We start from the raw sequence: 25,864 nt of genomic DNA on the forward strand, positions 1-25,864 counted from the left end.
AGACTTGTTATCAAGTTGAAGCAGCGATAATAATTATAAAAGCTTTAGTATTGACAGCAACAAATCTGAAAAATAACGCTTTATTAATGAATAAAGCTTATTTTTCTTTAATGGAGAGAAATCAATGGCTCGTATTGCCGGCGTAAACATTCCGGATAATAAGCATGCTGTTATTTCACTAACTTATATCTTTGGTATAGGTCGTACCACTGCTCAGAAAATCTTAGAAGCAGTTGGCATTGCCCCTACTACTAAAGTTAGCCAGTTAGATGATACACAGTTAGATGCTATCCGTGCACAAGTTGCAAATTACATGACTGAAGGTGATCTTCGTCGTGAAGTGTCAATGAATATCAAGCGCTTGGTTGATCTTGGTTGTTACCGTGGCATCCGCCATCGCCGTAACCTACCAGTTAGAGGTCAGAACACCAAGAACAACGCTCGTACTCGTAAGGGTCCGACACGCCCTCTCAAAAGATAATTAACTTAGGAAGCTAAAAGATGGCTAAAGACACTCGTAGTCGCAAAAAAGTGACTCGTCGTTCAGTATCGGAGGGCGTTGCCCATATCCATGCGTCTTTTAATAACACCATTGTTACGATTACCGATCGTCAAGGTAATGCACTGGCTTGGGCCACTTCAGGTGGACAAGGCTTCCGTGGTTCACGTAAATCTACACCATTTGCAGCTCAGGTTGCAGCTGAAGTCGCTGGTAAAGCGGCTCAAGAATACGGTGTTAAGAATATCGACGTTTTGGTCAAAGGACCAGGACCGGGTCGTGAGTCTGCGGTAAGAGCACTTGGTGCATTGGGTTATAAAGTTAACAGCATCTCTGATGTGACCCCAATCCCACACAATGGTTGCCGTGCGCCGAAAAAGCGCCGCGTCTAATATTAAAGACGAAGCTTTTTATCATAAGAGCTTATAGGAGACATAACAATGGCCCGTTATATTGGACCAAAACTCAAATTATCACGTCGTGAAGGTACAGACTTAGGCCTTAAGTCTGGTGTTAAACCATATGACGTAAAAACGAAAAAAGCGGCTCGTCCACCTGGTCAACATGGTGTCAGCCGTAATAAGAGCTCAGAGTACTCTCTACAGTTACGTGAAAAACAAAAAGTTAAGCGTATCTACGGTGTACTAGAGCGTCAGTTTGCTAACTACTATAAAGAAGCTGCTCGTAAGCGTGGCGCTACTGGTGAAAACCTACTAGCAATGCTTGAGAGTCGCCTTGATAACGTCGTTTATCGCATGGGCTTTGGCTCAACTCGTGCTGAAGCACGTCAGCTAGTTAGCCATCGCACTGTGATGGTAAAAAAAGCTGGCCGCGATGAGTTTGTTCGTGTGAACATTCCATCAATTCAGTTGCAAGATGGTGATGTCGTCGCTATCCGTGAGAAGTCTCGCGAACAACTACGTATTAAAAACGCTATTGAACTAGCGACACAACGTGGTATTCCAGAATGGCTAGATGTTGACCACAGCAAGCTACAGGGCACGTTTAAACAAGCGCCTGATCGCATTGATCTACCTGCTGAAATCAACGAAAGCTTGATCGTTGAGCTATACTCTAAGTAAGTAACGTACTGCTCGATGTTATAATAATAGCATTGAGCAATTGACGTTAATTAAACCAGTTTAATAAATCGAGGTGACATCATGATGCTAAGTGCAACTGAGTTTCTAACGCCGAACGCCATTAACGTGGATACGGTTAATGAAACAATTGCGAAAGTCACGCTCGAACCGTTAGAACGCGGCTTTGGGCATACTTTAGGTAATGCCTTACGTCGCATCTTGTTATCTTCATTACCTGGTGCTGCAGTCATTGAAGCTGAGATTGATGGTGTTGACCATGAATATTCAACGCTTGAAGGACTACAAGAAGACGTGCTTGACTTGCTTTTGAACTTAAAAGGCTTGGCAATCACCCTTCATGACCAAAATGAAGTATTCTTGACCTTGGATAAACAAGGTCCAGGCACTATTACTGCTGCAGACATCACGTTGCCGCATAATGTCGACATTATCAATCCAGAATTGGTATTAGGTACATTAAGCGACCGTGGTCATCTTAAGATGCGTTTGCGTGTGGTAATGGGTCGTGGATATGAGCCAGCAAACCAGCGCCGTGAAGATGGTGACACTAAAGCGATTGGACGCTTAAAGCTTGATGCAAGTTTTAGTCCAGTACTGCGTGTTGCTTATCAGGTTGAGAACGCACGTGTAGAACAACGTACCGATCTTGATCGTCTTATCATCGAGCTTGAAACTAATGGCACTATCGATCCAGAAGAAGCAATTCGTAAAGCAGCCACTATTTTACAACAGCAGATTTCTATCTTTGTTGACCTAGAAGCTGAAGAAGCGCCTGAGCCTGTGAAAGAAAAAGAAGAGGTTGATCCGGTGCTATTACGCCCTGTGGACGATCTTGAACTAACGGTTCGCTCAGCCAACTGCTTGAAAGCTGAAAACATTTACTATATCGGTGATTTGGTACAGCGTTCAGAGACTGAACTACTAAAAACCCCAAATCTTGGTAAGAAATCATTGACCGAAATCAAAGACGTATTAGCGTCTAAAGATTTAGAGCTCGGTATGCGCCTAGACAACTGGCCGCCAGCTGACCTTCGTGTCGATGATCGCTTTTCTTATCGTAGCCGTTAAACTTTAAGGATTTTTGACTATGCGCCATCGTAAGAGTGGAGTCAAGCTGGGTCGTACCGGCAGTCATCGTAAGGCAATGTTTCAGAACATGACCAACTCATTATTTGAGCATGAACTGATCAAAACAACTTTACCAAAAGCAAAAGAATTGCGCCGTGTTGCTGAGCCATTAATCACTTTGGCTAAAGAAGACAGCGTTGCTAATCGCCGTTTGGCATTTAGTCGTATGCGTAGCAAAACTATGGTAGGCAAACTATTTGGCACGTTAGGTCCTCGTTACCAAACTCGTCCAGGTGGTTATTTGCGTATCGTAAAATGCGGTTACCGTGATGGTGACAATGCGCCAATGGCTTATGTAGAATTGGTTGATCGTGACTAATTTTATACGCTCATTGTATAACAAAAAAAGCTTCAATAATTTGGAGCTTTTTTTATGCCTTTTATTCTTAAAATTTTTTTATGGTACGAGTGAGCTGACGTCAGCAGCACCTTGTCTGATGATTTCGGGCTGATTAGTGGTCATATCGACGATAGTAGTCAGTTTGGTGGTTTTGATACCAGCATTAATGAGACCATCTATTTGATTACCGAGTAACTCTTCAATCTCAAATGGATCATCCAATATCTCATCTCGATGCGGCAATATGAGTGAACTGGTCAATATAGGTTCATCCATCGCTGCTAGCAATGCTTGCGCAATAGGATTGCTTGGCACGCGAATACCAATGGTTTTTTTCTTAGGATGCGCCAACTTCTTAGGTACATCTTTGGTGGCGTTTAAGATAAAGGTAATCGGTGCCGGTGTATGGGCTTTTAGCTGTTTAAATTGCACATTGTCTACCGTGGCATAGTTGGCAATTTCACTTAAATCGCGACATAACAAGGTAAATTGATGCTTATCATCAAGCTCACGGATATGTTTTAATTTTTCTAGCGCGTCTTTAGCGCCTAAGCGGCAGCCAAACGCATAACTGGTATCGGTAGGATAGATAACTAATTGATCATTACGTAATAAATCCGCTGCTTGTTCGATAAGCCGCGGTTGTGGGTTGTCCGGATGAATGTAAAATACTTGCATGATTTTTCCTTATTTTTTAATTATAGAGTGCTTCGTAGGTAGTTTTTAAAAAATGAAATTTTTTTGTTTTTTAGCATATCTCTCTGACAGCATCAAAAGATAGAACTACTATTCAATCAGTATAACGCAAAGTAAATATAAGTTTATTAGCAAGGCGTTACGGTGGGTAGGGAAACGTTAACACTATAGTTGTGGACCGCTTTCGACAGGAAATACATATATAGAGCGCAGTTTTTCATCGCTAATTAGCAGTACAAATCGTTAATAATGCTTGCAATAATATTTTGGCATCACGTGGTATGACGTGAGGTTCAGCGATATATGCTTTGGCCTGCTGATAGACGTCCTGCGCAAAGGTGCTGGTACTGGTATCAAAGGTGGCAAACAGATTGTCTTGCGAGACTTGAAAAGGACGTCTGCACGCTAAAGTAAATAAACACTCTAACGCTTGGGGCTTGATTTCTACACGCTCAAACGCTTGTTGTTGAGCCTCTGTGCGCCCATCGGGAGCATACCAGTAGCCAAAGTCAGAGAGCTGTCTACGACGCTCACCTGCAATAAAAAAATGGCTTAGCTCATGCAATGCGCTTTGAAAGAAACCATGGGCAAATTCAATACGTGCTGGCTGATTGTCTTTGGCAGGAAAGTACTCTGGTTCGCCAGCGCCACGTACTAGGATAACGTGCTGGTGGGCAAATAACGTATTAAAGAGACTTATCAGCCAATCGGTCGCTGTTTTTTCATTCTCATCAACAGTGTTGATATTTTCAGCATGGATAATTTTCTGCCATTGTTCTGACAGTGCGTTTAACTGCATCTTTGAAATAGCGCTCAAAGACTCAGGTGGCTTTTTGGTTTCTAAAGTATTTAAACGATGTAGCAAGCGTTTTGCGTCAGAAACAGAAAGCAAAACAGAAAAGTCAGGATCCACAGCAGGCGATATCATATGAATATATTAACCAAATAAAAAGGTAGAGCGCGTGATTTGCAACGCGAGCAAGCCAAGGTAAATGCAAACTTAATACGAAAGCACTTACCAAAAATCTTAACATACTAGCCCTAGCGCTCATCAGCGCTTTCCGTTAGTATGGCAGGCAATATTATACACCGTTTTTGATGAATGAGGCCGCGCATGTCAAGCACTCCAATAAACAAGCCGTCAGCGCTTCAGGCTGACAAAACAGCAGCTACGATGTCGAGCAACTTGCCAGAGGATATCTCTTTAAGCAAATGGGAAGACAGTGGCTTTGAATGGTCAGGGCAAGTTGCGCCGCGTTCGTTTGAGCGCCTAAATGCCATCTTGTCAACTGAGCACGAGCAATCAAACCTTGAGCTTAAAGCCAATCTATATCGCCATAATAATGTGTTGCATTTGTCTTTTACTTTCACAGGTGAGATATGGTTGACTTGTCAGCGTTGTTTGCAACCGATTGCTATTGATTTGACTGATGACTATGATATTGCATTATTAGATAACGAAAGCCAAGTGCGTTTGGTCGGTGAAGAGCAGGATTACTTGCTGCTCGATGAAATTATCACTGAGCCTGCGCCTGAGCGTTTATTGCCGTTTAAAAAATTGATCGAAGATGAAATTTTGCTAAAAGCGCCTATGGCACCAAAGCACGATGATTGCGAGATGAGCGTTGAGCAGTTTGGTGACATTCCAGAAGAAGAGGAAAATGAGAATCCTTTTGCAGCGTTAGCATCGTTAAAGGGCAAGTTATAGCCGCGTAACTGGCAGTATAACGTCGATAAATCATTACTTTCTACCTTTTATCAGCTTTTTGCCCAAGAGTGAAAAGCAAGGCTTTATTAATTGGCGAAACATGCGTATAATGTCCCGTTTATTGCATTCTAGCAACCTGCCGCTGGCAGAGAGAAGCTGGCTTCGCAAACGAACTATAGATTTTAGACGTAGTCAGCACTTTAATACGTGTGGCAATCTATTTAACTAATGATGCGTAAGACTTAGGTTGTTGTGATTATATAGCCTCTGTCGGTATCGATTAAAGCTGAATTTCAAGCTTAACCCTTTTAAGTATAGGAGCTATATCATGGCTGTTCAAAAAAGTCGTAAAAGTCGTTCTCGTCGTGACATGCGCCGTTCACATCATCGTATGGAAGTGGCTGAATTAAGCATCGACGCTACTACTGGTGAAAAACATCGTCGTCATCACATGACTAAAGATGGTTTCTATCGTGGTCGCCAGCTTTTCAAAGTTAGTCAAGACGCTTAATTTATTTGCGCGCTGATGGTTGATGCAAAATGCTGGTAGTTCTAATGACTATCGATGATTTTACACAGTTGTTATGGTGCAAGCAGTTTAAGCAAATAAGAGCCAAGTTATCTCGCTATCATATATTATGAAGTCAGATATCTTGGCTTTTTGTTATCTATTTTTTATCAAGTAGTGATTATAGAGATATTACATTTTAAGCGTTCAGTCTTTGATAGCTATGCTTATTGTCTGCGTCAGTGTATAGTTTAATAGCAGTCAGCTGTCTTAAAGGAATAATGATAGCGGTGCTTTGTACAGCGAATCTTTTTATTAGTCTCTAATTCTATAATAAACCCCATTCATTTAGGGGTATTTCCAATTAAATAAGGAATATTGGTTATGGCCTCTGTACCCGATATGGTAAAAAAACAACCCACCCGTATAGCTGTGCTATTCCCTGGACAAGGTTCACAAGTGGTCGGTATGCTGAGCGAGCTTGCTGAAACCTATCCTGAAATTCGTGATACCTTTACCGAAGCCAGTACAGCGCTTGGTGAAGACTTATGGGTAATTTGTCAGGACGAAGACAAACTGAACCAAACCCAATATACTCAGCCGGCTTTGTTGACTGCTAGTATCGCTATTTGGCGCATCTTACAACAAAAAATAGAAGATAAGCCTTGTTACCTAGCGGGCCATTCCTTGGGTGAATATAGCGCCTTATGTGCTGCTGGCGTAATATCCTTAGCTGATGCGGTCAAACTGGTGCATAAACGCGGTCAATTGATGCAAGAGGCGGTGGCAGGGGTCGATACAGCGATGGCAGCGGTACTGGGTCTTGAAGACCACCGCGTCGAAAACTTATGCGAACAAGCGACCGAGCACGTTGATGATGCCATTGTTGGCGCCGCAAACTTTAATAGTCCAGGTCAAGTGGTGGTTTCAGGTAACGCCGCTGGTGTCAATGCCGTGATTGATAAAGTTCAAAATACCGGTAAAAAAGCCATCCCATTAAAGGTTAGTGTGCCGTCGCATTGTGCGCTTATGGAGCCTGCGACTAGCGCTTTGGCGCAAGAGTTGGCAGCCATTCAATTTGATCAAGCGGCCATTCCAGTGATTCAAAACCGCCATGCGCGCGTTGAAAGCAATGCAGTCGCTATCAAGCAAGCATTGACCGAGCAGCTCAGTGAACCAGTCTTATGGTCAAAAACCATGCAGGAATTGGCCGACAAGCAAATTAATATTTTAATCGAATGTGGCAGTGGTAATGTTTTAAGTAATTTGGCCAAGCGTCAAGCACATCCTATTGTGAGTTATCCTACCGACAAGCCTGCCCGTTTAGATAAGTTGATGGAGGTATTATCATGAGCCGTACGATTACATTAGTGACAGGCGCAAGCCGCGGTATCGGTAAAGCCGTTGCCAAACGTTTTGCCAAAGAAGGACACTTTGTCATTGGCACCGCGACCACCGAAAAAGGCGCAGCACTTATCGAAGAATACTTAAACGATAGTGGCGGTATCGGGCGCGTGCTAGACGTGCGCGATACGGCGCAGATTGATAAGTTATTTGAAGAAATCGAAAGTGTTTACGGTGCCGTACAAGTGCTGGTTAATAATGCCGGTATTACTCAAGATGGTTTATTGATGCGTATGAAAGATGAAGATTGGGACAATGTTGTCGATACCAATCTGACTTCGGTTTATCGTATGAGTAAGCGGGCAGTACGCGGAATGATGAAAGCGCGTCGTGGTCGTATCATCAATATTACTTCTGTGGTTGCACAAATGGGCAATGCGGGTCAATCTAACTATGCGGCCACTAAAGCCGGCGTCGAAGGCTTTAGCCGAACGCTAGCGCGCGAAATCGGCTCACGCCAAGTGACGATTAACTGTGTGGCACCGGGTCTTATTGAAACCGATATGACCGATGAGCTTGACGAGCGCCTACTTAACTCAATGCTTGATGCGGTTCCAATCAGCCGTCTTGGTCAGCCAGAAGATATTGCCGCCGCCGTATTTTTCTTAGCAGGTGATGAAGCCAGCTATATTACTGGCGCGGTTATTCCTGTCAATGGCGGTATGTACATGTAGGGTTAGAAGTTATTATTCTAATTTAGCGTTATTTATTATTATAACGGTGCGTTACATAGTTATAATAAAAAACTCTGTGAACGAGTGTAAACTATAATAAAGGGTGCTATAATAGCGGATACTTTTTTGTCAAAGCCCTGTATGATAGCTAGGTTTTAGCAGACATTAGTCAAAACGTATAATTGGTTATCTGTCTTCCAGACAGCCGTGATAATTTGACCAGCCCATTTTATATATACTGCCATAGTGCTTTATCATAAGACTATGGCAATTTGTCGAAATAATAGATCAAAAAGGAGAAATCTACATGAGTAATGATACCGAGCTAAGAGTTAAATCTGCGGTAGCGGAACAATTAGGTATGAACGTTGAAGATATCAATAATGATGCTTCATTCATGGAAGACTTAGGCGCTGATTCATTAGACCTAGTTGAATTGGTTATGTCATTCGAAAGCGATTTCGGCATCACTATCCCTGATGAAGATTCAGCAGAACTAACGACTGTTCAAAAAGCCATTGATTACGTACAAGCGCAATTGTAATTAATCCTTTGCTTAGTAAGTGTGCTATGACCGTTTATCTTTATTGATAAGCGGTTTTTTTAACGCTATTTTTTAGAGGTAGTGATTATTTCTCTGTTTTACTGCTTATATTTGCTCAATTCACTGCCATATTTGAATGGTAGCTATTAATAATAAAGTTACATAAGCTACGCCAAATCAACATTACTCAACATACTATTACTAGAGACGGTATTTGCCTTTGTCTATACTAGGAATGGTAAGCAGTAATAAGGTGATATTTGTTATATCGATTAAAACCACTGTTTAGAGATAAAAGTTATGTTCATATGTAGGCGATGCGAGAGTGACAAACGTTAAATACATTGCCTATTAAAACAATAATGATAAATAATAGATAACAATATTTTAAGGAGCAATTTTATGGGTATGTTCAGTTTCGCAAAAGACATCGGTGAAAAGATTTTTAACCGTGACGATGCCAAGCATGACGCTAAAGCAGAAACCAAAGCGGATGCTAATACTCCAGTTCAAAGCACAGAGCCTTCTGCTCAGTCAGTTGCCAATATTTTACTACGCCGTATTCAGCAGCAAAATCTGAATATCAGTAATCTAAAAGTGAAATATAACGGTTCTACAGATACTGCAGAAATCAGTGGTAAGGCCAAAACCCAAGCGGATCGCGAAAAAGCTATTATCGCTATCGGTAACGTGCAAAACGTCGCTAAAGTTATTGATAATATCGATATTGAAGAAGATGCGCCTGAATCTACCATGTACACAGTAAAATCTGGCGATAGCTTATCTAAAATTGCCAAGGAAGTGTATGGTTCAACGGGTGATTATATGAAAATATTTGAAGCCAACAAACCAATGCTTTCTGATCCCGATAAGATTTATCCAGGTCAAGTTCTACGTATTCCTAAGCCGTAATAGGCTGTTAAGTGCTTAAAGCTAAGCGTTTAAATATAAGTATTTAAACATAAGCGCTTAAACACAGATATTTAAAGTTATGTGCTAATAAAAATGCCTCTTAATATAATTAGAGGCATTTTTTTGGTCTTTATTTTCCATAGCATTTACGGTTTTAAATTTTCTAATTTTTCCTGTTGTTCTTTAATTGCCCAATGGATATGATCGTCTAGCATGGCATTATGAACGCCTAATTTTGCTTGCAGCTGAGTAATTATTTCCGTACTACCATCTGCATTGCCAAGACCAATCGCGATATTGCGTAAAAAATTCACGTAACCGGTGCGTCTAAGCGGACTACCTTCGGTTTTTTTCATAAACTCCGCTTCTTGCCATTGCCATAGCTCAAGCAAACTGCTGTTATTAAGATTATGCCTTGGGGCAAAATCTTCTACTGGGGTGATATTGGCATAGCGATTCCACGGACAAATAAGCTGACAGTCATCACAGCCAAAGATGCGATTACCGATGGCACGGCGATATTTTCTGTCAATAATGCCGTCGTGTTCGATGGTAAGGTAAGAGATACAAGCAGAGGCTTTAAGCTCATAGGGCGCAATAATTGCTTGCGTAGGGCAGACGTCAATACAGGCGCTACAACTGCCGCAATGCTCCTTGACCGGTTCGTCATCAGGCAGCTCAAGACTCATAAATAGCTCGCCTAATACAAAAAACGAGCCAGCTTGCTTGTTTATGAGCAGGGTATGTTTGCCCGTCCAGCCAAGACCTGCCGCATCGGCAATAGGACGCTCAAAGATAGGCGCAGAATCGCTAAAGGGGCGAAAAATAAAATCCTGCTCTGAGCCAATATTAAGATGCTGCCATTCAGGTAGCATGGCTTCAATTTTTAATGCCAATTGCTTTAAGCGACTGCGCATGGTCTTATGATAATCACGCCCCCTAGCATAACGGGCGATGATACCTTGATTGGGATAAGCGTTATCAGTGACTGCGCGCGGCGTGGGAGTTTGGGTTAAATAATCCATGCGCACGCTGATGATGGTTTTCGCGCCTTCTACCAATTGCTCAGGTTGGGCCCGCAGATGATGGTTATGATGCATAAACTGCAATTGCCCTTCATACCCTTTTGCCAGCCATTGCTTTAGATGTTCTGTTTGCTCGATAAATAAAGGATGATGCACCGATAAAAAACCACAGTCAGCAAATCCTAGGCCTTGCGCTTGGGTTTTAATCCATTGTTTGACGTCTGCCGGTGTAGCAAATTCTGACGCATTATGAACGGCAATTCTTGCTTGCTCTGCATGATTAGGCGCAGATGTCTGCGCTGCTAAATTGTGAGCATCTGAGGTCTGTGCGCCTGACTGTGTTGATTGAAGGTGGGTAGGTTGGGCTTTGGTATTCATAATGCGCTATAAATGATAATGTGAATAGCAGTATGATAAGCCAGTGAGCGACGAGCGCAAGTAGCAAAACCAATAAATCTGTATTTATACCAAGCTGTAAGCTCTCGTAAAATTTGATAGAGCTGATACCACCCATACATTACCTTATGATTAAAATAATAAAACCAGCCAATAAAAATAAGCGAGGATGAACCATGCCAGTAGCAACCGATGTATCCACAAAAACGACCATACCAGTAGCGTTGTATAGTAGTCAGCAGATTTATGCTATGGAGCAGGCATGGTTTGGCGCAGGTCATGATAGTTTTGGATTAATGCAGCAGGCTGCATGGCAGATGGCACATTATATTGTGGTGCTTTATGAGCAAAAAATGCTTAATCCTCATTCCTCAGCACTTACTAACACTGATAATCGCAATAATTGTTCGCCTCGAGTAAGTATTTGGGTTGGAAAGGGTAATAATGGCGGTGATGGTTGGTTGATTGCTTATTATTTGCAGCAAATAGGCTGGCAAGTACAAATCATCACGGTTGGCTTTGATAAACAAGTTTTTGCGATAGCTGAGACAACGCAGTCATCTAACAAAGAAGCTTCTTTATCTGATGCCAACCAAGCTCTACAAATAGCGCTGTCTGCTAACTGTGATTATTTACGCTTTGAAGACATCAGTTCTGATGACAAGCAAAACGTAAGTGAGCAGCTACAAGCCGACGTCTACGTCGATGCGTTATTTGGTATAGGTTTAGATCGCGCGCCTGATGGTATTTATAAACAGGCAATTAATAGTCTTAACGATGCTGCGCAGTACAACGGCGCTTTGGTTATTGCGGTTGATGTGCCCAGTGGCTTGGTTGCTTCTACTGGGCAAGTATTCGACCAAGTAGCTGTAAACGCTGATGCGACATTATGTTTGATTGCGCGCAAATTTGGTTTGCATACTAACGATGGTATGGATTATAGCGGACAAGTTATTGACATTCCGCTCATACCTTATCAAATGGCTAGTAAAGAATTTAAGCCAATTGCCAAGCTACTGACAGCAGCTTATCCATTAAATCCACGCCGTCAAAACAGTTATAAAGGCAGTTACGGGCATGTATTGGTGATTGGCGGTAATCGCGTTAATAGCTCGCAGGGCATGGGCGGTGCTGCTATCCTCTCGGCTTCAAGTACGATGGCGACTGGTGCGGGTAAAATTACCGTCGCCTGTCATGAAGCATTTCATGGAGCGCTATTAACTTCATTGCCTGATGCGATGACCATCAATTTACACGATACAGATGGCGTAAAAAACCTCATCCAAGAAGCCAGTGTTATTGCTATCGGCATGGGACTTGGCCGTGATGACAAAGCAAAAGCGTTGTTTATAAATTATATCCAAACGGCGATAGAAAACAGCAAACCAATAGTGATTGATGCTGATGGTCTATACCATTTGGCAACATTGCAGGCAGAGCAGTATAAACTGGTTACACAGCTAAAAGCGTATAGTAGCGAACATCAAGTTTGCCTAACACCGCATAGTGGTGAAGCGGCAAGATTGTTGAATAAAGAGGTCAATGAAGTAGAAGAGGATAGGCTAGCCATGATAAAACGGTGCGCCAAAATCTATGGCGGCGATTGGGTGCTAAAAGGTGCAGGGTCGTTAGTGCTAGAGCAAAAGGCTGAGGAAAGACAGATTTACGTTTGTGGCGTCGGTAATGCCGGGATGGCAAGCGCTGGCATGGGCGATGTGTTATCAGGCGTCATTGCAGGTCTGCTAGCGCAAAAGGATTTGACCGAAGAAGCGCGTAGTTTGCACCAAGCGGTTCTGCTTCACGGTCTGGCAGGCGACTGCTTAGCGGGGCAGGCAGAAAATTTAGAAAGTCTTAGCCATACTCATAATTGTCGCTCATTATTGATCGGCCAACGAGGCTTGCAAGCACAGGATATGCCCGTTGCTATCCGCCATATTATGCACCTGATAACTGACTGAATCATCAGTCATCAGTATCAACGACTAACATTGAATAGAGCAGTGATGGTATTATTCAAAGGTATATGAAGACCGAGTTTAGGTACCATTACAATATTGATTGATGGCTTGCTGTACACGCTCGCGTTTTAGCTCAATTTCACGGCCATCTAAATATTGACGTTTACCATTGGCATCCATCTCGTAGATACGCCCACCAACATTTAGGTTGGTTAAATTATTGCGTAATGACTGGCAACGCTGAGCATTCGCCTGTGCTTCTTGTTCTTTAATGCGCGCCTCTAGCTGAGCCACGCGCTGTTCTTCAGCACTTTGCGGAGCCGCTTGATTGGCTTCGGTTTTCCCTGCCAATTGTCCGGCGTTACTTTGTCTGCCGTCACTACGAAACTCTATCACTTCAATATTTCTACCGTTTTGCGGGGCGTGTTGGCTGTACTTCACCTCGCCATGCGCGCCGATAGATTTATAAACCTGAATGGCATGACTGGCATTGATTGGCAGCATGAGCATACACGCCGTGCTGATACTTAGAAGCAGTTTGGTAGCGGTGTTCACACGAAACGCAGATGCCATGGTAACAATTGCCATAATGACAATCCTCTTAATAGGTAAGAAACGGACGTATTTATCAGATAAGGATAATATTTAATCGTCTTGATAACAATATAAATACACTAGCGTTTGATTTTAGCAAATAATACTTATAAATGTACATTATTTAATAACTAATAGTTAGGCATAGGGTTTAGAAGTTTTTCTTGACAAAGGTGCCCAAACCATCGAATATAATAGCAGTTGATTGGTCAGTGAGCGGCTTTTATAAAATTGCCGTGGCACTTGAAAATAAGGACTACGGGTTGCTTATCAGTAGCTTGCTCAGTTTTATTTTCTTTGTGACAATGATATGGAATAAAATGCCATTATCCTAATGCGTATTCAAAGCTATATTTATTGTCTGCGGACTTATCTGTCTACAATGACTAAGATAAACTTATTATTACTGTGGTTCGTAAGATTTGGCTGTAATAAAAAATAGGGCGCAATGTGTAGTTTTAACAACAACTCATTAAATAAGTTATAAGATTTAGCGATCCTATAGCGTGTCAATATTATTGAGAGTCGTTTTATATCCTGCCTCTATTTATTTATCACTGTCGTAACTTGGTATTCTCAAAATAATAAGCCTCTTTTATAGGTGCATTCGCATCTTGTCACTGTCTGTCGATAAAATCCTGCCACAAAGCTGACCCTACATATATTGCTGTGTTTGAGGGCCATGCTGTTCTATATAACAGTGTTACTTGAATATAGTAGGCACACATTCTTGATATGGATAAGAATCCCAAGTCTTCTTTATAAGACCAATAACCTTGTAAAAACGGTGTTTTCTTTTATAAATGAGCGACCATTCTTACCACAAAAAAAGGTGATGACAGTGACGCAAACCACGCAAAGTCCAAATATGACTGGACATACCCAAACGGGTAATGCCGCCAAAAATTTTGAAGAAAAGCAACAACGCCTTGCAGAAGGTAGCGAGCAGCCTGTGATGTTGTCTGGCGCTGAGATGTTGGTGCAGGCACTGACCGACGAAGGGGTCAAATATATTTTTGGCTATCCAGGCGGCGCCGTTCTACATATCTATGATGCTTTGTTTCAACAAGAAAATATTGAGCATATTTTAGTGCGTCATGAACAAGCAGCCGGCCACATGGCAGATGCTTATTCACGCGTGACCGGTCAGACAGGTGTGGTGCTCGCGACCTCAGGTCCAGGTGCGACCAATACCGTGACGGCAATCGCCACCGCGTTTATGGATTCTGTGCCGATGGTGGTTATTTCAGGTCAGGTACCTAGTAGCCTAATCGGTGAAGATGCCTTCCAAGAAACCGACATGGTCGGTGTATCACGTCCTATCGTCAAGCATAGCTTCCAAGTGCGCCATGCTAGCGAAATCCCTATGATTGTCAAAAAAGCCTTTCATATCGCTCAGTCTGGACGTCCAGGCCCAGTAGTCATTGACGTACCAAAAGATATGACAGCGCCAAGTGAAAAATTTGCTTACGCTTATCCAAAAGACGTGTTTATACGCTCATATCAGCCGTCACTAAAAGGTCATAGCGGTCAAATTAAAAAAGCGGTTGAAACCTTATTATCGGCGCAGCGCCCAGTTATTTATGCAGGCGGCGGGGTCATCTGGAGTAAAGCGAGCAAAGAGCTGAGGGAACTTGCGCATCGCTTAAACTTGCCAGTTACCAATACCTTAATGGGATTGGGTACTTTTCCAGGTTCTGATAGTCAGTTCTTAGGCATGCTTGGGATGCATGGCACCTATGAAGCCAATATGAGTATGCATCACGCTGATGTCATCTTGGCAATCGGTGCACGTTTTGATGACCGCGTGACCAATAATGTCAAAAAATTCTGTCCGAATGCGACGATTATTCATATCGATATTGATCCGGCATCCATTTCAAAAACCATTAATGCCCATATTCCAATCGTCGGCGACGTTAAAGCAGTCTTAACCGATATGTTAGAAATCATCGGTGATGATAAAGAGCTTGAGCAGCATGCCTTGTTAGATTGGTGGTCACAAATTAATGAATGGCGTACGCGTCATGGCCTACGTTATGACACTAATACCGATAATGGTATTAAGCCACAAGCGGTGGTGCAGGCTTTGGATAAAGTAACCAATAGTAACGCCATTATCACCAGTGACGTCGGTCAGCATCAGATGTTTGCCGCGCTTTATTATACTTATAATGAGCCTGGTCAATGGTTGAACTCCGGCGGTTTGGGCACCATGGGTGTAGGCTTGCCTTATGCGATGGCGGCAAAACTTGCCAATCCTGAGCGTGACGTGGTGTGTATTACCGGTGAAGGCTCTATTCAGATGAATATTCAAGAGCTATCGACTTGCCTACAATATAACTTGCCAGTCAAGATTTTGAACCTAAACAATGCACAGTTGGGTATGGTTAAACAATGGCAAGACATGCTGTATGAAGGCCGTCATGCGCAGTCTTATATGAACTCACTACCAGACTTTGTCAAATTGGCTGAAAGCTATGGTCATGTCGGTATTAAGATTACCGATCCTGCGACTATGGAAGCACAATTGGCTGAAGCTATGGCTATGACTGATAAATTGGTATTTATCGACGTTTATGTCGATCGTAATGAGCATGTTTATCCGATGCAAGTCGCTGGGCAAGCGATGCGTGATATGTGGTTAACAAAAGGGGAGCGTACCTAATGCAACAACAACATCTGATTTCGGTATTGATGGAAAACGAAGCGGGTTCGTTGTCGCGGTTAGTCGGCTTGTTCTCCCAACGCGGCTATAACATCGAGACGCTAAACGTCGCCCCTACTGATGATCCAAGTATCTCACGTCTGACGGTCACCACCATTACTTCGCCTGAAAGAATCGAGCAAATCACCAAGCAATTGCATAAATTGATTGAAGTGGTTAAAGTGCTCAATCTAACAGACAACGTGCACGTTGAGCGCGAGCTGATGCTTATTAAAGTACGAGCGTCAGGTGGCGTACGTGAAGAGATTAAACGCAGTGCTGATATTTTCCGCGCTCAAATCGTTGATGTAAATTCTAACCTATACACCATTCAAATCGTTGGTGATAAAGCAAAGCTTGACGGCTTTATCGATGTGATTGGTCGTGAGCGCATTATGGAAGTGGTGCGTTCGGGTGTGATTGGTATTGCACGCGGCGAAAAAACACTGAGCTTATAATTTTATAATCGTTATTAAAAACCTTAATTTATTATCAACAGCGCGCTCATTTTAGCCAACACTTTAGAGTTTCGGTTAGAGCAGGAGCGCTTATTATCCATGGCCAGCCATGTTTTAGGAAAAGGACTCTATTTATGAACGTTTATTATGACAAAGACTGTGATCTATCAATCATCCAAGGCAAAAAAGTTGCCATTATTGGTTACGGTTCACAAGGCCATGCACACGCGTTGAATTTACAAGACTCAGACGTCGATGTCACCGTTGGTCTACGCGCCAATTCTAGCTCATGGAAAAAAGCGGAAAACGCGGGTTTAAAAGTTGCTGAAGTAGAAGAAGCGGTAAAAGCGGCTGACGTCGTGATGATTTTGACCCCTGATGAGTTCCAAAAACAGCTTTATAGCGATGTGATTGAACCAAACATCAAAGAAGGTGCCACCCTTGCTTTCGCTCATGGTTTTGCGATCCATTACAACCAAGTAGAGCCACGTAGCGACCTTGACGTTATTATGGTGGCGCCTAAGGCACCAGGTCATACCGTACGTTCAGAATTTACCAAAGGTGGCGGTATCCCAGATTTAATCGCTATCTATCAAGATGCGTCTGGTCAAGCTAAGCAGTTAGCCTTGTCTTATGCTGCTGGTGTTGGTGGTGGTCGTTCAGGCATCATCGAAACGACCTTTAAAGATGAAACCGAAACCGACCTATTTGGTGAGCAAGCGGTACTTTGTGGCGGCGCGGTTGAGCTAGTAAAAATGGGCTTTGAAACCCTAACTGAAGCCGGCTATGCTCCTGAAATGGCTTACTTTGAGTGCTTACATGAGCTAAAGCTTATCGTTGACCTCATGTATGAAGGCGGTATCGCTGATATGAACTATTCAATCAGCAACAACGCTGAGTACGGCGAATACGTGACTGGTCCAGAAGTGATCAACGAACAGTCACGTGAAGCGATGCGTAATGCGCTAAAACGCATCCAATCTGGTGAATACGCAAAAATGTTCATCAGTGAAGGCGCAACCAACTATCCTTCAATGACTGCCCGTCGTCGTAACAACGCTGAGCACCAAATCGAAGTGACTGGTGCGAAATTGCGCGGCATGATGCCTTGGATTGGTGGCAATAAAATCATCGATAAAGACAAAAACTAATTTATTAGTGAATGGTTAAGCAATTAAGCAATAATCAAATCTCTATCATTTTAGTTATCTAAAAATCAAAACCCGTGTTATCACTTGATGACACGGGTTTTTTAATGGTTAGCAATTCAATAATCTAGAGAAAGTTGCCACCGTAATCGTTTGCTACTGGTTGAAAACTCTTTATTACTACCTCATATAAGCAGACTTGTGTATTTTATAAATGACGGTGTCTTGCTTAAGCCGTTATTTAATTTTTACTTTTATTTTATTTAAAAAAATTAGTAAAACCAAACGCTGAAGAATGATCTGAGCGCTTGATTTTTTATTCTTATTTTTTATTGATTACAGGTTGTCTGTTGTGCAAATACCAAGTCCTAACTGGCTAACGCCGCAATTTATCTACATTACTCTGAGCGCTGTGGTAGCAGTATTGATTTGGATAGAAGGCGAGATGCTCAAGCGCAACCAAGGTAAGCTGCCGCAATCCAAGTTCTTTCGCATCAGCTCTTTACTTGATACCGCTTGGTTCTTTGTCTCTACTCTGGCGTTGTACCTCATTGATTTGGCGCCGTTGGCCATTGCCGTGCCAGTCGCTTATAGCATCTATACCATCTACGGCTGGATATATGGTACGCGTCTGCTCAAGCGCAAAGGCATACCAGACTCACCGAAGGATTTGGTGGTGCCAGCTAAATATATCGCCTATAGCCAATCCTTTTCTTTGATATTTTTCGCCTTGTGTCTGCTGGTTTTATTATCACCATGGTTGCCGTTACCTGCATAACAATGTTTTAGCGTTTAGATGATATTTTTGGTTGTTGTGCTATTAAGAGCAACGTAAATCAATTTTTTTAGCTTAGATACTATAAAATAACCATTAAAATCAATTATTTAAATGATAAATATTTATTTAATGATAAAGCTGACAGAAGGCCGCGGTTTTTTACAAAAAAAAATAATTTAACCTGTTGCAGTTTAGAAAAGCTGCTATAATCAGCTTGTACTCATAGGATTTTAGGCAAGAGCTTGAGGTTATCTTCTAGATAAATCAAGGGTTTAAGCCGATGCGCTTAGCAAAAAACACTTGAGTATATATCAATTAATCGGTGATGACACACGTCTCGCCAACAGTTAAAGAGTTAGGAAAATTTATGTCAGAGAAAGTTGAAGGCACTGTAAAGTGGTTTAATGAAGCTAAAGGTTTTGGTTTTATCGCTCAAGACAATGGCGGACAAGACGTATTCGCTCACTACAGCGCTATCCAAGGTAACGGTTTCAAAACTCTAGCCGAAGGCCAAAAAGTGTCTTTCATCTTAGGTGATGGCAAGAAAGGCCCACAAGCTGAGCAAATCGAAGCTATCTAATCTTAGTGATTATTGAGTAAACTGATTTATTAGCCAACTTGATACCATAAAGATGATCGATAAGTATTGATTCCTTTGTTTGTTAAAACAATAAAAATACTGTTTAGACTTTAAAAAAAAGCAACCATTCATCAGGTTGCTTTTTTTATGATATTTTTTTAAGAAAATGACTTAAATTCTGTAAGTTTGGACAAAGCGTGATTATTTATTTTTGACAATAACGCTGTTATCTTAATAGAGGATTAGTTTAAAAAAGTTTTTAGGCATTAATACCAAATAAAAAAGGCGAGTGTATGCAGTGGGAAAAATGGTTTGCGATTGAATGGCCGCAAATAGTTGGCATTTCACTATCGGCGCTTGGATTATACTTGGGACTCATTTTGTTTACGCGGTTGATGGGGTTACGCAGTTTTTCCAAGCTTTCAAGCTATGATTTTGCCATGACTGTTGCTATCGGTAGCATACTGGCGTCAACCATCTTATCTGATAGTCCATCTTTGTCACAAGGCTTAGTCGCCGTTGTGGTATTGTTTCTTATTCAAGGTACCATCTCTGTCATCAGGCGTAAGTCTAAGCCTCTAAAATCGATCATTGATAATCAAGCAATTATCTTAATGGCGCACGCAGAGTATTTTTGCGATAATTTAAAAGAAGCCAATCTGACCAAAAGTGACGTGCAAGAAGTATTGCGTAGGAATGGATTGAAATCAAAAAGCGAAGTATTCGCTGTTATTATGGAAACGACTGGCGATATGAGTGTCATTAAGCAGGGTAGTACCGCGCCTGACTGGTCGCTGTTCGACGACATTCGTGACAGCCATTTGCTAATTAACTCTAACAATAAACTTGATAACCCGCCTAGACAATAAAAAGTCGGAAGATGAAATCATAGTAAAGTAGGCAATAATTACAAAGCTGCCTCTGTTATAAAGGACGGTCGAGTTAGCGTATTCGAGCAAATTAACTATCTATTTAGGCTCTTATAGACAGTTTTTGCAACAATGGTGACAAATTTATGACGCATTATTCACGGCGTTGTCTTGACCTTAGTCCTGAGCTCACGCAAGATAGACGGGTCTGATAATAACGGTTGGCTTAGCTTTAGCAGGATTTAATCGTTTACTGGTATACTTTTGTTATTGGTAAATACTTAGATGAGTAAATACCGATAATAAATCACGACTAGCGAATAATAAATATGATGCCGCGATATCTTGGGTGAGCGGCTTATACATATTTATGTTTAAATCTATGCTAATGTGGTAAAAACCTTTAGTAGTATTTTGAACGACAATTTGCAGCATAGTTTGAAAAAAATGAACCTTTGGTTCTTAATTGGTAACTTTTAATTCATAACATTAATAAACGAGGAACGTATGAAAGCATTAGTAGCGGTCAAGCGTGTCATTGATTACAACGTAAAAGTTCGTGTAAAAGCTGATAATTCGGGCGTAGATTTATCTAACACTAAAATGTCAATCAACCCTTTTGATGAAATTGCTGTTGAAGAAGCCGTTCGTCTAAAAGAAGCGGGCGTGATTGATGAAGTCATCGTCGCCTCAATCGGTCCAAAAGAATCACAAGAGCAAATTCGTGCAGCTTTAGCCTTGGGTGCTGACCGTGGGATTTTGGTCATATCTGACGAAAAACCTTATCCATTACAAGTTGCTAAAATCCTTAAGAATATCGCTGAAACTGAGTCTACGGATATTATCTTATTGGGCAAACAAGCCATCGATGACGACAACAACCAAACCGGTCAGATGTTAGCAGCATTGATGGGTATCGGTCAGGGTACTTTTGCGTCAGAAGTAAAAGTTGAAGGCAGCAAAGTCAACGTCACGCGTGAAATCGACGGTGGTCTGCAAACCCTAGCACTTGAGCTACCAGCGGTTATCACCACTGACTTACGCTTAAATGAGCCACGTTATGCAAAATTGCCTAACATCATGAAAGCGAAGAAAAAACCACTTGATGAAAAAACGCCTGCTGATTTCGGTGTCGATATGACTTCTAAGCAAGAAATTATCAAAGTCGTGCCACCTTCTGAGCGTAAAGCTGGTATCAAGGTAGGTTCAGTTGACGAGTTGGTCGATAAGCTAAAAAATGAAGCAAAAGTTATCTAAGGCGTGAGTCTTTTAATATTTTGCTACGGCATATCTTGTGCAAAATGATGTTATCTAAAAGGTTTCATATTTAAGCTGATTTGATAAATCGTTTTGTACACAAACAACCGCATGAATAGATGATACGAATAAATAAAGGATAAAAACAATGGCAATTTTGGTATATGCAGAACATGACAATGCCAGTCTAAAAAAGGCAACTTTGAACACGATCGCTGCTGCTAAGCAAATAGGCGATGACGTCCATGTATTGGTCGCTGGTAGCGGCGCGCAGGCAGCAGCTGATGCAGCCGCTAAAGCTGAAGGCGTGACTAAAGTACTATTAGCCGATAACGCCGCTTATGAACATCAATTGGCAGGCAATATCGCCCTATTGATTGCTGACATCGCTAGTGATTATAGCCATATCATCGCTGCTGCTACCACTACTGGCAAAAACTTTATGCCACGTGTCGCCGCTTTACTTGACGTGAGCATGTTGTCAGAAATCTCTGCGGTGGTAGATGCAAACACTTTTGAGCGTCCTATCTATGCAGGTAATGCCACGGCAACAGTTAAGACCTCAGAAGATAAAGTGGTTTTAACAGTCCGTACCACTGCTTTTGATCCTGTGGCAAGCGAAGGCGGTTCAGCGTCTGTTGAGACACTCGATAATGTTCAAGATTTGGGTAAATCAAGCTTCGTCAATGAAGAGATGGCAAAATCTGACCGTCCTGAATTGACTTCTGCAAGCATCGTGGTTTCTGGTGGTCGTGCATTAGCGAATGGTGAAAACTTCACTAAATATATCGAGCCGCTAGCGGATAAGCTTGGCGCTGCGGTTGGCGCATCACGGGCTGCTGTTGATGCAGGCTATGTACCAAACGATATGCAAGTTGGTCAAACAGGTAAAATCGTTGCACCAGACCTTTATATCGCAGCGGGTATCTCAGGCGCGATTCAGCATTTAGCAGGTATGAAAGATTCTAAAGTCATCGTTGCTATCAACAATGATCCAGAATCACCAATCGCGAGCGTTGCTGATTACTTCTTAGAAGCCGATTTGTTTGAGGCATTGCCTGAGCTGACTAGCAAGATTTAATTGTTACCTCTTGCATAAGTAATGAAGCAAAAAAGACCCGCTATTTTTATAGCGGGTTTTTCGTGTTTTCTCTAAATGATTCTAAGCATAACTTCTCTGACGCAATGTCTCATACAAGCATAATGAGCCTGCAATGGCGACATTCAGGCTTTCTTGCCCGTTAGGCTGCGGCAAGGCGATAGGGGTGGCACACTGCATTAGCTCGTCGCAAACACCTTGGCCTTCATGCCCCATAATCCAAGCGATTGGCTTTCTTAAGTCATGTTGATAAATGACCGTATCGGTATGTGAGCTGGTGGCAAATAGCGGCGTTTGTACGAAATCTAAAATATCTTGCACACTTAACCCCTCGTAAATGCTGAGGGCAAACTGCGCGCCCATACCTGCTCTGAGCGTCTTTGGTGACCATGCTTGCGCTGTTGCACTGGTACAAAGTATGTTTTTAATGCCAACCGCCGCCGCCGTACGCAGTAGCGTACCGACATTGCCGCTGTCCTGGACATCATTAAGAATCAAGCAGTCATCATTGATGGGTTTAAGGCTAGGCGCTGGAATGTTAATCAGCGCCATGATATCGATGCCAGTCCCTAAGCTACGAATACCTTCGTACAGGCTATCTGCTAAAGTCAAAATAGGCGTATAAGTCGGTAGGCGCGTCAAAAGCTGCTGAACTTCAGAATGCTGGTGCGCCGATTCAGACAGTAATATCTGCACAAATGGGTAATCGCTACGCAGAGCGGCATCGATAAGGTGCACGCCTTCAATGACGGTTTGCCCTTGTTTCTTACGCTGGCGCGCTTGCGTCAATAGCCCTTTGATAAGTTTGACAGTCGTATTTTTATCTGAGGTAATCAGCTCGGTGGGATTTGCTACCATAATAGATCGCTTAAAATATAAAGAGTTTGAATCATCAGCGTAAAGTCGATTGTTTATATCGCTGTACGCTGTGTATTATCAAATTGGGTGCAAATGATTTATTTATCAGCATGTTTTAAATGTAGATTTTTAACGTAATCGACCTCGTTTTTACTGCCAAGTACCACAGGGACACGTTGGTGAATATCCGTTGGTTCTATATCCAAGATACGCTGCACCGCGTCGGTAGCAGCGCCGCTCGCTCGCTCAATCAATAAGCTCATCGGATTGGCTTCATACATCAAGCGTAACTTGCCGGCTTTATTGGCATCTTTGGTGTCAAATGGATAGGTGAATAAACCGCCACGACATAAAATTCGATGCACATCGCCGACCATCGCCGCCACCCAACGCGTGTTAAAGTCACGGCCGCGTACGCCAGTCTTGCCAGCGATGAGCTCGTCGATATATTGCTGCATAGGCGCTTGCCAGTAGCGATAGTTTGAAGCGTTGATAGCGTATTCACTAGTATCCGCATCAATCTGAACATCCTCTTCTATCAGCACATAGTCATTGCTATCAGGGTCTAGGCTAAACATCACGACATTATCAGCGATGGTTAATGCCAGTACCGTAGAGGTGCCATATAGCAAATAACCGGCGGCTAGCTGTTGATTACCCGCTTGTAAAAAATCGCTATTTGCACTGATTTGACCTTGGCGTTGGTACGGTAGGATAGAGAAGATGGTACCGACGGCCATATTAATATCGATATTTGATGAGCCATCAAGCGGATCGAACAATACCAATAAACTACCATCAGCGTTGGCAGGGGTAGCATCGTCGAGCTCTTCTGAGGCAACACCTGCACAATGCGCGTTGTTTGCCAACGCCTCTAATAATAAATCGTTAGCTAAGACGTCGAGTTTTTTCTGCTCTTCACCTTGGACATTTTGATTACCTGCTTCGCCTAAGATATCTGCTAACGCCCCTTTTCTTAATAACTGCGAGATGGTTTTACCAACATTAGTCACAGTGGTAATTACGTCATTAAGTGCCGGGTTACTGGCATCAGCATTTAGATAATTTGCTAAGGTTGTCATAAGGTTTCCTGATAAAGACGGTTAAAATAGATAGTATTAAAATAAGTACTTTTAAAAATAAGACCAATGAGAATAAAAATTAAATAGAAGTTTGAGAGACGGTTAGATCACCTTTAATTTGCCTAAATTTGGCAAATTTTTAAATACCCAGCAAGGCGTCTTTGTCCTGACCACAAAATCAGCTACACTAGCGCTATGATTATTTATTTATGGTGTTAATAAGTGGCTTTTGATAAGGTTTGCTATATGTCTAGAGCCATTGCTCACTAAGACGCCAAAAGCTATCTTTTAAGGTTGTTTGTCATTGCGCTAAATTGTAGCAAATAAGCGCCAAAATGTCCTTGTCTGTGTGCTTAACGAGCGTAAAACGCCTAAATAATGATAATCACCTCATATCACCTAACAATAAAGATGTGCCATTATGTCAAATTCTATCGATAGTCGCTCAACACCAACCGTTTCGCCGACTGATTATGCCAAGTTTGATCCTGAGACTATTCATCAAAAGCTCAACGCCTCGCTCAGTCGTCCGCAGCTCAATAACGATGGCAGTATTCGCCATTTCTTAGGGGTAGAGGGTTTAAGTAAAGCGCAACTGCAGGCAATTATTGCCAAAGCAGAGACATTTTTTGATGATAATGGGCAACTGATTAACCGCCCTGAGCTTGAAGGCTATACGGTGATGAATTTGTTTTTTGAGCCGTCAACGCGCACGCGTACAACCTTTGAAGTCGCCGAAAAGCGTCTTGGTGCCAATGTGCTCAATATCGATATTGAGCGCTCCAGTACCAAAAAAGGCGAGAGCTTGCGCGACACCTTATGGAATCTACAAGCGATGACGGCGGATATCTTTGTGGTACGGCATTCAGCGTCAGGCGCGGCGCATTTTATGGCAACCGAAGTAACGCCAGATATTGCTATTATCAACGGCGGTGATGGCTGGCATGCTCATCCGACGCAAGGTATGCTCGATATGCTGACCATTCACCGTGAAGCACCGCGCCCGTTTGAAGAATTGTCTGTGGCCATCGTCGGTGATATTAAGCATTCGCGGGTCGCACGCTCAGATATTAGTGCGCTGCAAACCTTGGGAGTTAAAGATATTCGTGTTTGTGCGCCGCGTACCTTATTACCCAAAGGTATTGAGCGTTTTGGCGTGCAAGTTTATGAAGATATGAACGAATGCGTCACCGACTGTGATGTCATTATGGGATTAAGAATACAAAATGAGCGTATCGGCTCGCCGCTGCTGGCGTCGTCGAGTGAGTATTATAAACACTATGGTATTACGCCTGAACGCCTAGCACTGGCTAAACCCGATGCGTTGGTGATGCATCCTGGGCCGATGAATCGCGGGGTTGAGATTGCCTCAAGCGTTGCCGATGGTGACCAGTCTGTTATTTTAAAGCAAGTAAATAATGGCATTGCGATTCGCATGGCAGTGTTATCGCTAGCTATGGAAGGTCAGCGCGCGCATCAAGCGGCGAGTCAATAATCCTCTGCTGCGCTGTTTTATATTTATTTATCACATTTTATTGA

27 protein-coding genes are annotated in these 25,864 nt (G+C 42.4%); 21 read left to right on the forward strand and 6 right to left on the reverse strand.

The window, feature by feature from the left end; genetic code table 11:
* Positions 1-124: 124 nt before the first annotated feature.
* The 5 genes from rpsM to rplQ all read left to right on the forward strand — a co-directional run bounded on the left by rpsM (position 125) and on the right by rplQ (position 3,049).
* Complete coding sequence (rpsM, locus tag JMX70_RS11610; protein WP_058025564.1) at positions 125-481, forward strand: 30S ribosomal protein S13; 357 nt, start codon at positions 125-127, stop codon at positions 479-481.
* A gap of 20 nt (positions 482-501) precedes the next feature.
* Positions 502-891 carry a 30S ribosomal protein S11 gene (gene rpsK / locus JMX70_RS11615; protein ID WP_058368279.1) on the forward strand — a complete coding sequence of 130 codons (390 nt, stop codon included), beginning with the start codon at positions 502-504 and terminating at the stop codon, positions 889-891.
* 48 nt (positions 892-939) lie between these two features.
* Entirely contained in the window at positions 940-1,581 is a 642-nt protein-coding gene (gene rpsD / locus JMX70_RS11620) for a 30S ribosomal protein S4 (RefSeq protein WP_068408447.1), read from the forward strand.
* A gap of 81 nt (positions 1,582-1,662) precedes the next feature.
* Entirely contained in the window at positions 1,663-2,670 is a 1,008-nt protein-coding gene (locus tag JMX70_RS11625) for a DNA-directed RNA polymerase subunit alpha (RefSeq protein ID WP_068408445.1), read from the forward strand.
* Positions 2,671-2,689: 19 nt separating this feature from the next.
* On the forward strand, positions 2,690-3,049 hold the full coding sequence (rplQ, locus tag JMX70_RS11630) for a 50S ribosomal protein L17 (RefSeq protein WP_068408443.1): 360 nt from the start codon (positions 2,690-2,692) through the stop codon (positions 3,047-3,049).
* A 78-nt stretch (positions 3,050-3,127) separates the two neighbouring features.
* Here the strand turns inward: rplQ and JMX70_RS11635 are convergent, their stop codons facing one another.
* Entirely contained in the window at positions 3,128-3,748 is a 621-nt protein-coding gene (locus JMX70_RS11635) for an L-threonylcarbamoyladenylate synthase (protein ID WP_093069565.1), read from the reverse strand.
* Between the two features lie 241 nt (positions 3,749-3,989).
* Complete coding sequence (locus JMX70_RS11640) at positions 3,990-4,694, reverse strand: elongation factor P hydroxylase (RefSeq protein WP_191691533.1); 705 nt, start codon at positions 4,692-4,694, stop codon at positions 3,990-3,992.
* A 186-nt stretch (positions 4,695-4,880) separates the two neighbouring features.
* Here JMX70_RS11640 and JMX70_RS11645 point away from each other — a divergent pair, with 186 nt between their 5' ends.
* From JMX70_RS11645 to lysM, 6 genes are all read left to right on the forward strand, one after another.
* Entirely contained in the window at positions 4,881-5,474 is a 594-nt protein-coding gene (locus JMX70_RS11645) for a YceD family protein (protein WP_198328467.1), read from the forward strand.
* A 328-nt stretch (positions 5,475-5,802) separates the two neighbouring features.
* Entirely contained in the window at positions 5,803-5,985 is a 183-nt protein-coding gene (gene rpmF / locus JMX70_RS11650; RefSeq protein ID WP_068408434.1) for a 50S ribosomal protein L32, read from the forward strand.
* Between the two features lie 381 nt (positions 5,986-6,366).
* The gene (gene fabD / locus JMX70_RS11655) at positions 6,367-7,335 is read left to right on the forward strand and encodes an ACP S-malonyltransferase (RefSeq protein ID WP_144297875.1); all 969 of its coding nucleotides are present in this window, start codon (positions 6,367-6,369) and stop codon (positions 7,333-7,335) included.
* Positions 7,326-8,060 carry a 3-oxoacyl-ACP reductase FabG gene (gene fabG / locus JMX70_RS11660; protein ID WP_223808606.1) on the forward strand — a complete coding sequence of 245 codons (735 nt, stop codon included), beginning with the start codon at positions 7,326-7,328 and terminating at the stop codon, positions 8,058-8,060. The genes fabD and fabG overlap by 10 nt, the downstream gene beginning before the upstream one ends.
* A 307-nt stretch (positions 8,061-8,367) precedes the next feature.
* Entirely contained in the window at positions 8,368-8,604 is a 237-nt protein-coding gene (gene acpP / locus JMX70_RS11665) for an acyl carrier protein (RefSeq protein ID WP_068034635.1), read from the forward strand.
* 402 nt (positions 8,605-9,006) lie between these two features.
* A complete protein-coding gene (lysM, locus tag JMX70_RS11670) occupies positions 9,007-9,516 on the forward strand; it encodes a peptidoglycan-binding protein LysM (RefSeq protein ID WP_144297874.1) in 510 nt (169 codons plus the stop codon).
* A gap of 146 nt (positions 9,517-9,662) precedes the next feature.
* Here the strand turns inward: lysM and queG are convergent, their stop codons facing one another.
* Positions 9,663-10,919, reverse strand: a complete 1,257-nt coding sequence (gene queG, locus JMX70_RS11675) for a tRNA epoxyqueuosine(34) reductase QueG (RefSeq protein WP_201592270.1) — start codon at positions 10,917-10,919, stop codon at positions 9,663-9,665.
* 194 nt (positions 10,920-11,113) lie between these two features.
* Between queG and JMX70_RS11680 the strand changes: the two genes are divergently transcribed.
* Positions 11,114-12,895: an NAD(P)H-hydrate dehydratase gene (locus tag JMX70_RS11680; RefSeq protein WP_201592273.1), complete on the forward strand. Its 1,782-nt coding sequence runs from the start codon at positions 11,114-11,116 to the stop codon at positions 12,893-12,895.
* 78 nt (positions 12,896-12,973) lie between these two features.
* On the opposite strand, the gene JMX70_RS11685 is transcribed toward JMX70_RS11680, so the two are convergent.
* Complete coding sequence (locus JMX70_RS11685) at positions 12,974-13,483, reverse strand: DUF4124 domain-containing protein (protein WP_223808605.1); 510 nt, start codon at positions 13,481-13,483, stop codon at positions 12,974-12,976.
* 841 nt (positions 13,484-14,324) lie between these two features.
* Between JMX70_RS11685 and JMX70_RS11690 the strand changes: the two genes are divergently transcribed.
* The 8 genes from JMX70_RS11690 (at position 14,325) to JMX70_RS11725 (ending at position 22,367) form a co-directional block, all read left to right on the forward strand.
* Positions 14,325-16,157, forward strand: a complete 1,833-nt coding sequence (locus JMX70_RS11690; RefSeq protein WP_191691523.1) for an acetolactate synthase 3 large subunit — start codon at positions 14,325-14,327, stop codon at positions 16,155-16,157.
* A complete protein-coding gene (gene ilvN / locus JMX70_RS11695) occupies positions 16,157-16,654 on the forward strand; it encodes an acetolactate synthase small subunit (RefSeq protein WP_068408422.1) in 498 nt (165 codons plus the stop codon). The genes JMX70_RS11690 and ilvN overlap by 1 nt, the downstream gene beginning before the upstream one ends.
* 134 nt (positions 16,655-16,788) lie before the next feature.
* Complete coding sequence (ilvC, locus tag JMX70_RS11700) at positions 16,789-17,805, forward strand: ketol-acid reductoisomerase (protein ID WP_068408420.1); 1,017 nt, start codon at positions 16,789-16,791, stop codon at positions 17,803-17,805.
* A 349-nt stretch (positions 17,806-18,154) separates the two neighbouring features.
* Positions 18,155-18,580, forward strand: coding sequence for a hypothetical protein (locus JMX70_RS11705; RefSeq protein ID WP_201592275.1), 426 nt, complete (start codon positions 18,155-18,157; stop codon positions 18,578-18,580).
* A 367-nt stretch (positions 18,581-18,947) separates the two neighbouring features.
* Positions 18,948-19,160: a cold-shock protein gene (locus JMX70_RS11710; protein ID WP_068408416.1), complete on the forward strand. Its 213-nt coding sequence runs from the start codon at positions 18,948-18,950 to the stop codon at positions 19,158-19,160.
* Between the two features lie 293 nt (positions 19,161-19,453).
* Positions 19,454-20,029: a DUF421 domain-containing protein gene (locus JMX70_RS11715; RefSeq protein ID WP_201592277.1), complete on the forward strand. Its 576-nt coding sequence runs from the start codon at positions 19,454-19,456 to the stop codon at positions 20,027-20,029.
* 507 nt (positions 20,030-20,536) lie between these two features.
* A complete protein-coding gene (locus JMX70_RS11720; RefSeq protein ID WP_198328480.1) occupies positions 20,537-21,286 on the forward strand; it encodes an electron transfer flavoprotein subunit beta/FixA family protein in 750 nt (249 codons plus the stop codon).
* 148 nt (positions 21,287-21,434) lie between these two features.
* Positions 21,435-22,367: an electron transfer flavoprotein subunit alpha/FixB family protein gene (locus JMX70_RS11725; RefSeq protein ID WP_191691519.1), complete on the forward strand. Its 933-nt coding sequence runs from the start codon at positions 21,435-21,437 to the stop codon at positions 22,365-22,367.
* Positions 22,368-22,448: 81 nt separating this feature from the next.
* Here the strand turns inward: JMX70_RS11725 and JMX70_RS11730 are convergent, their stop codons facing one another.
* Positions 22,449-23,243, reverse strand: coding sequence for a TrmH family RNA methyltransferase (locus JMX70_RS11730; RefSeq protein ID WP_200662397.1), 795 nt, complete (start codon positions 23,241-23,243; stop codon positions 22,449-22,451).
* Between the two features lie 98 nt (positions 23,244-23,341).
* The gene (locus JMX70_RS11735; RefSeq protein WP_198328483.1) at positions 23,342-24,325 is read right to left on the reverse strand and encodes a class 1 fructose-bisphosphatase; all 984 of its coding nucleotides are present in this window, start codon (positions 24,323-24,325) and stop codon (positions 23,342-23,344) included.
* A gap of 421 nt (positions 24,326-24,746) precedes the next feature.
* Here JMX70_RS11735 and JMX70_RS11740 point away from each other — a divergent pair, with 421 nt between their 5' ends.
* Entirely contained in the window at positions 24,747-25,820 is a 1,074-nt protein-coding gene (locus tag JMX70_RS11740; protein ID WP_102076262.1) for an aspartate carbamoyltransferase catalytic subunit, read from the forward strand.
* The last annotated feature ends 44 nt before the right edge of the window (positions 25,821-25,864 follow it).

Origin of the sequence: Psychrobacter pulmonis (genome assembly GCF_904846465.1) — a bacterium.
Taxonomy (GTDB): Bacteria; Pseudomonadota; Gammaproteobacteria; order Pseudomonadales; family Moraxellaceae; genus Psychrobacter; species Psychrobacter faecalis.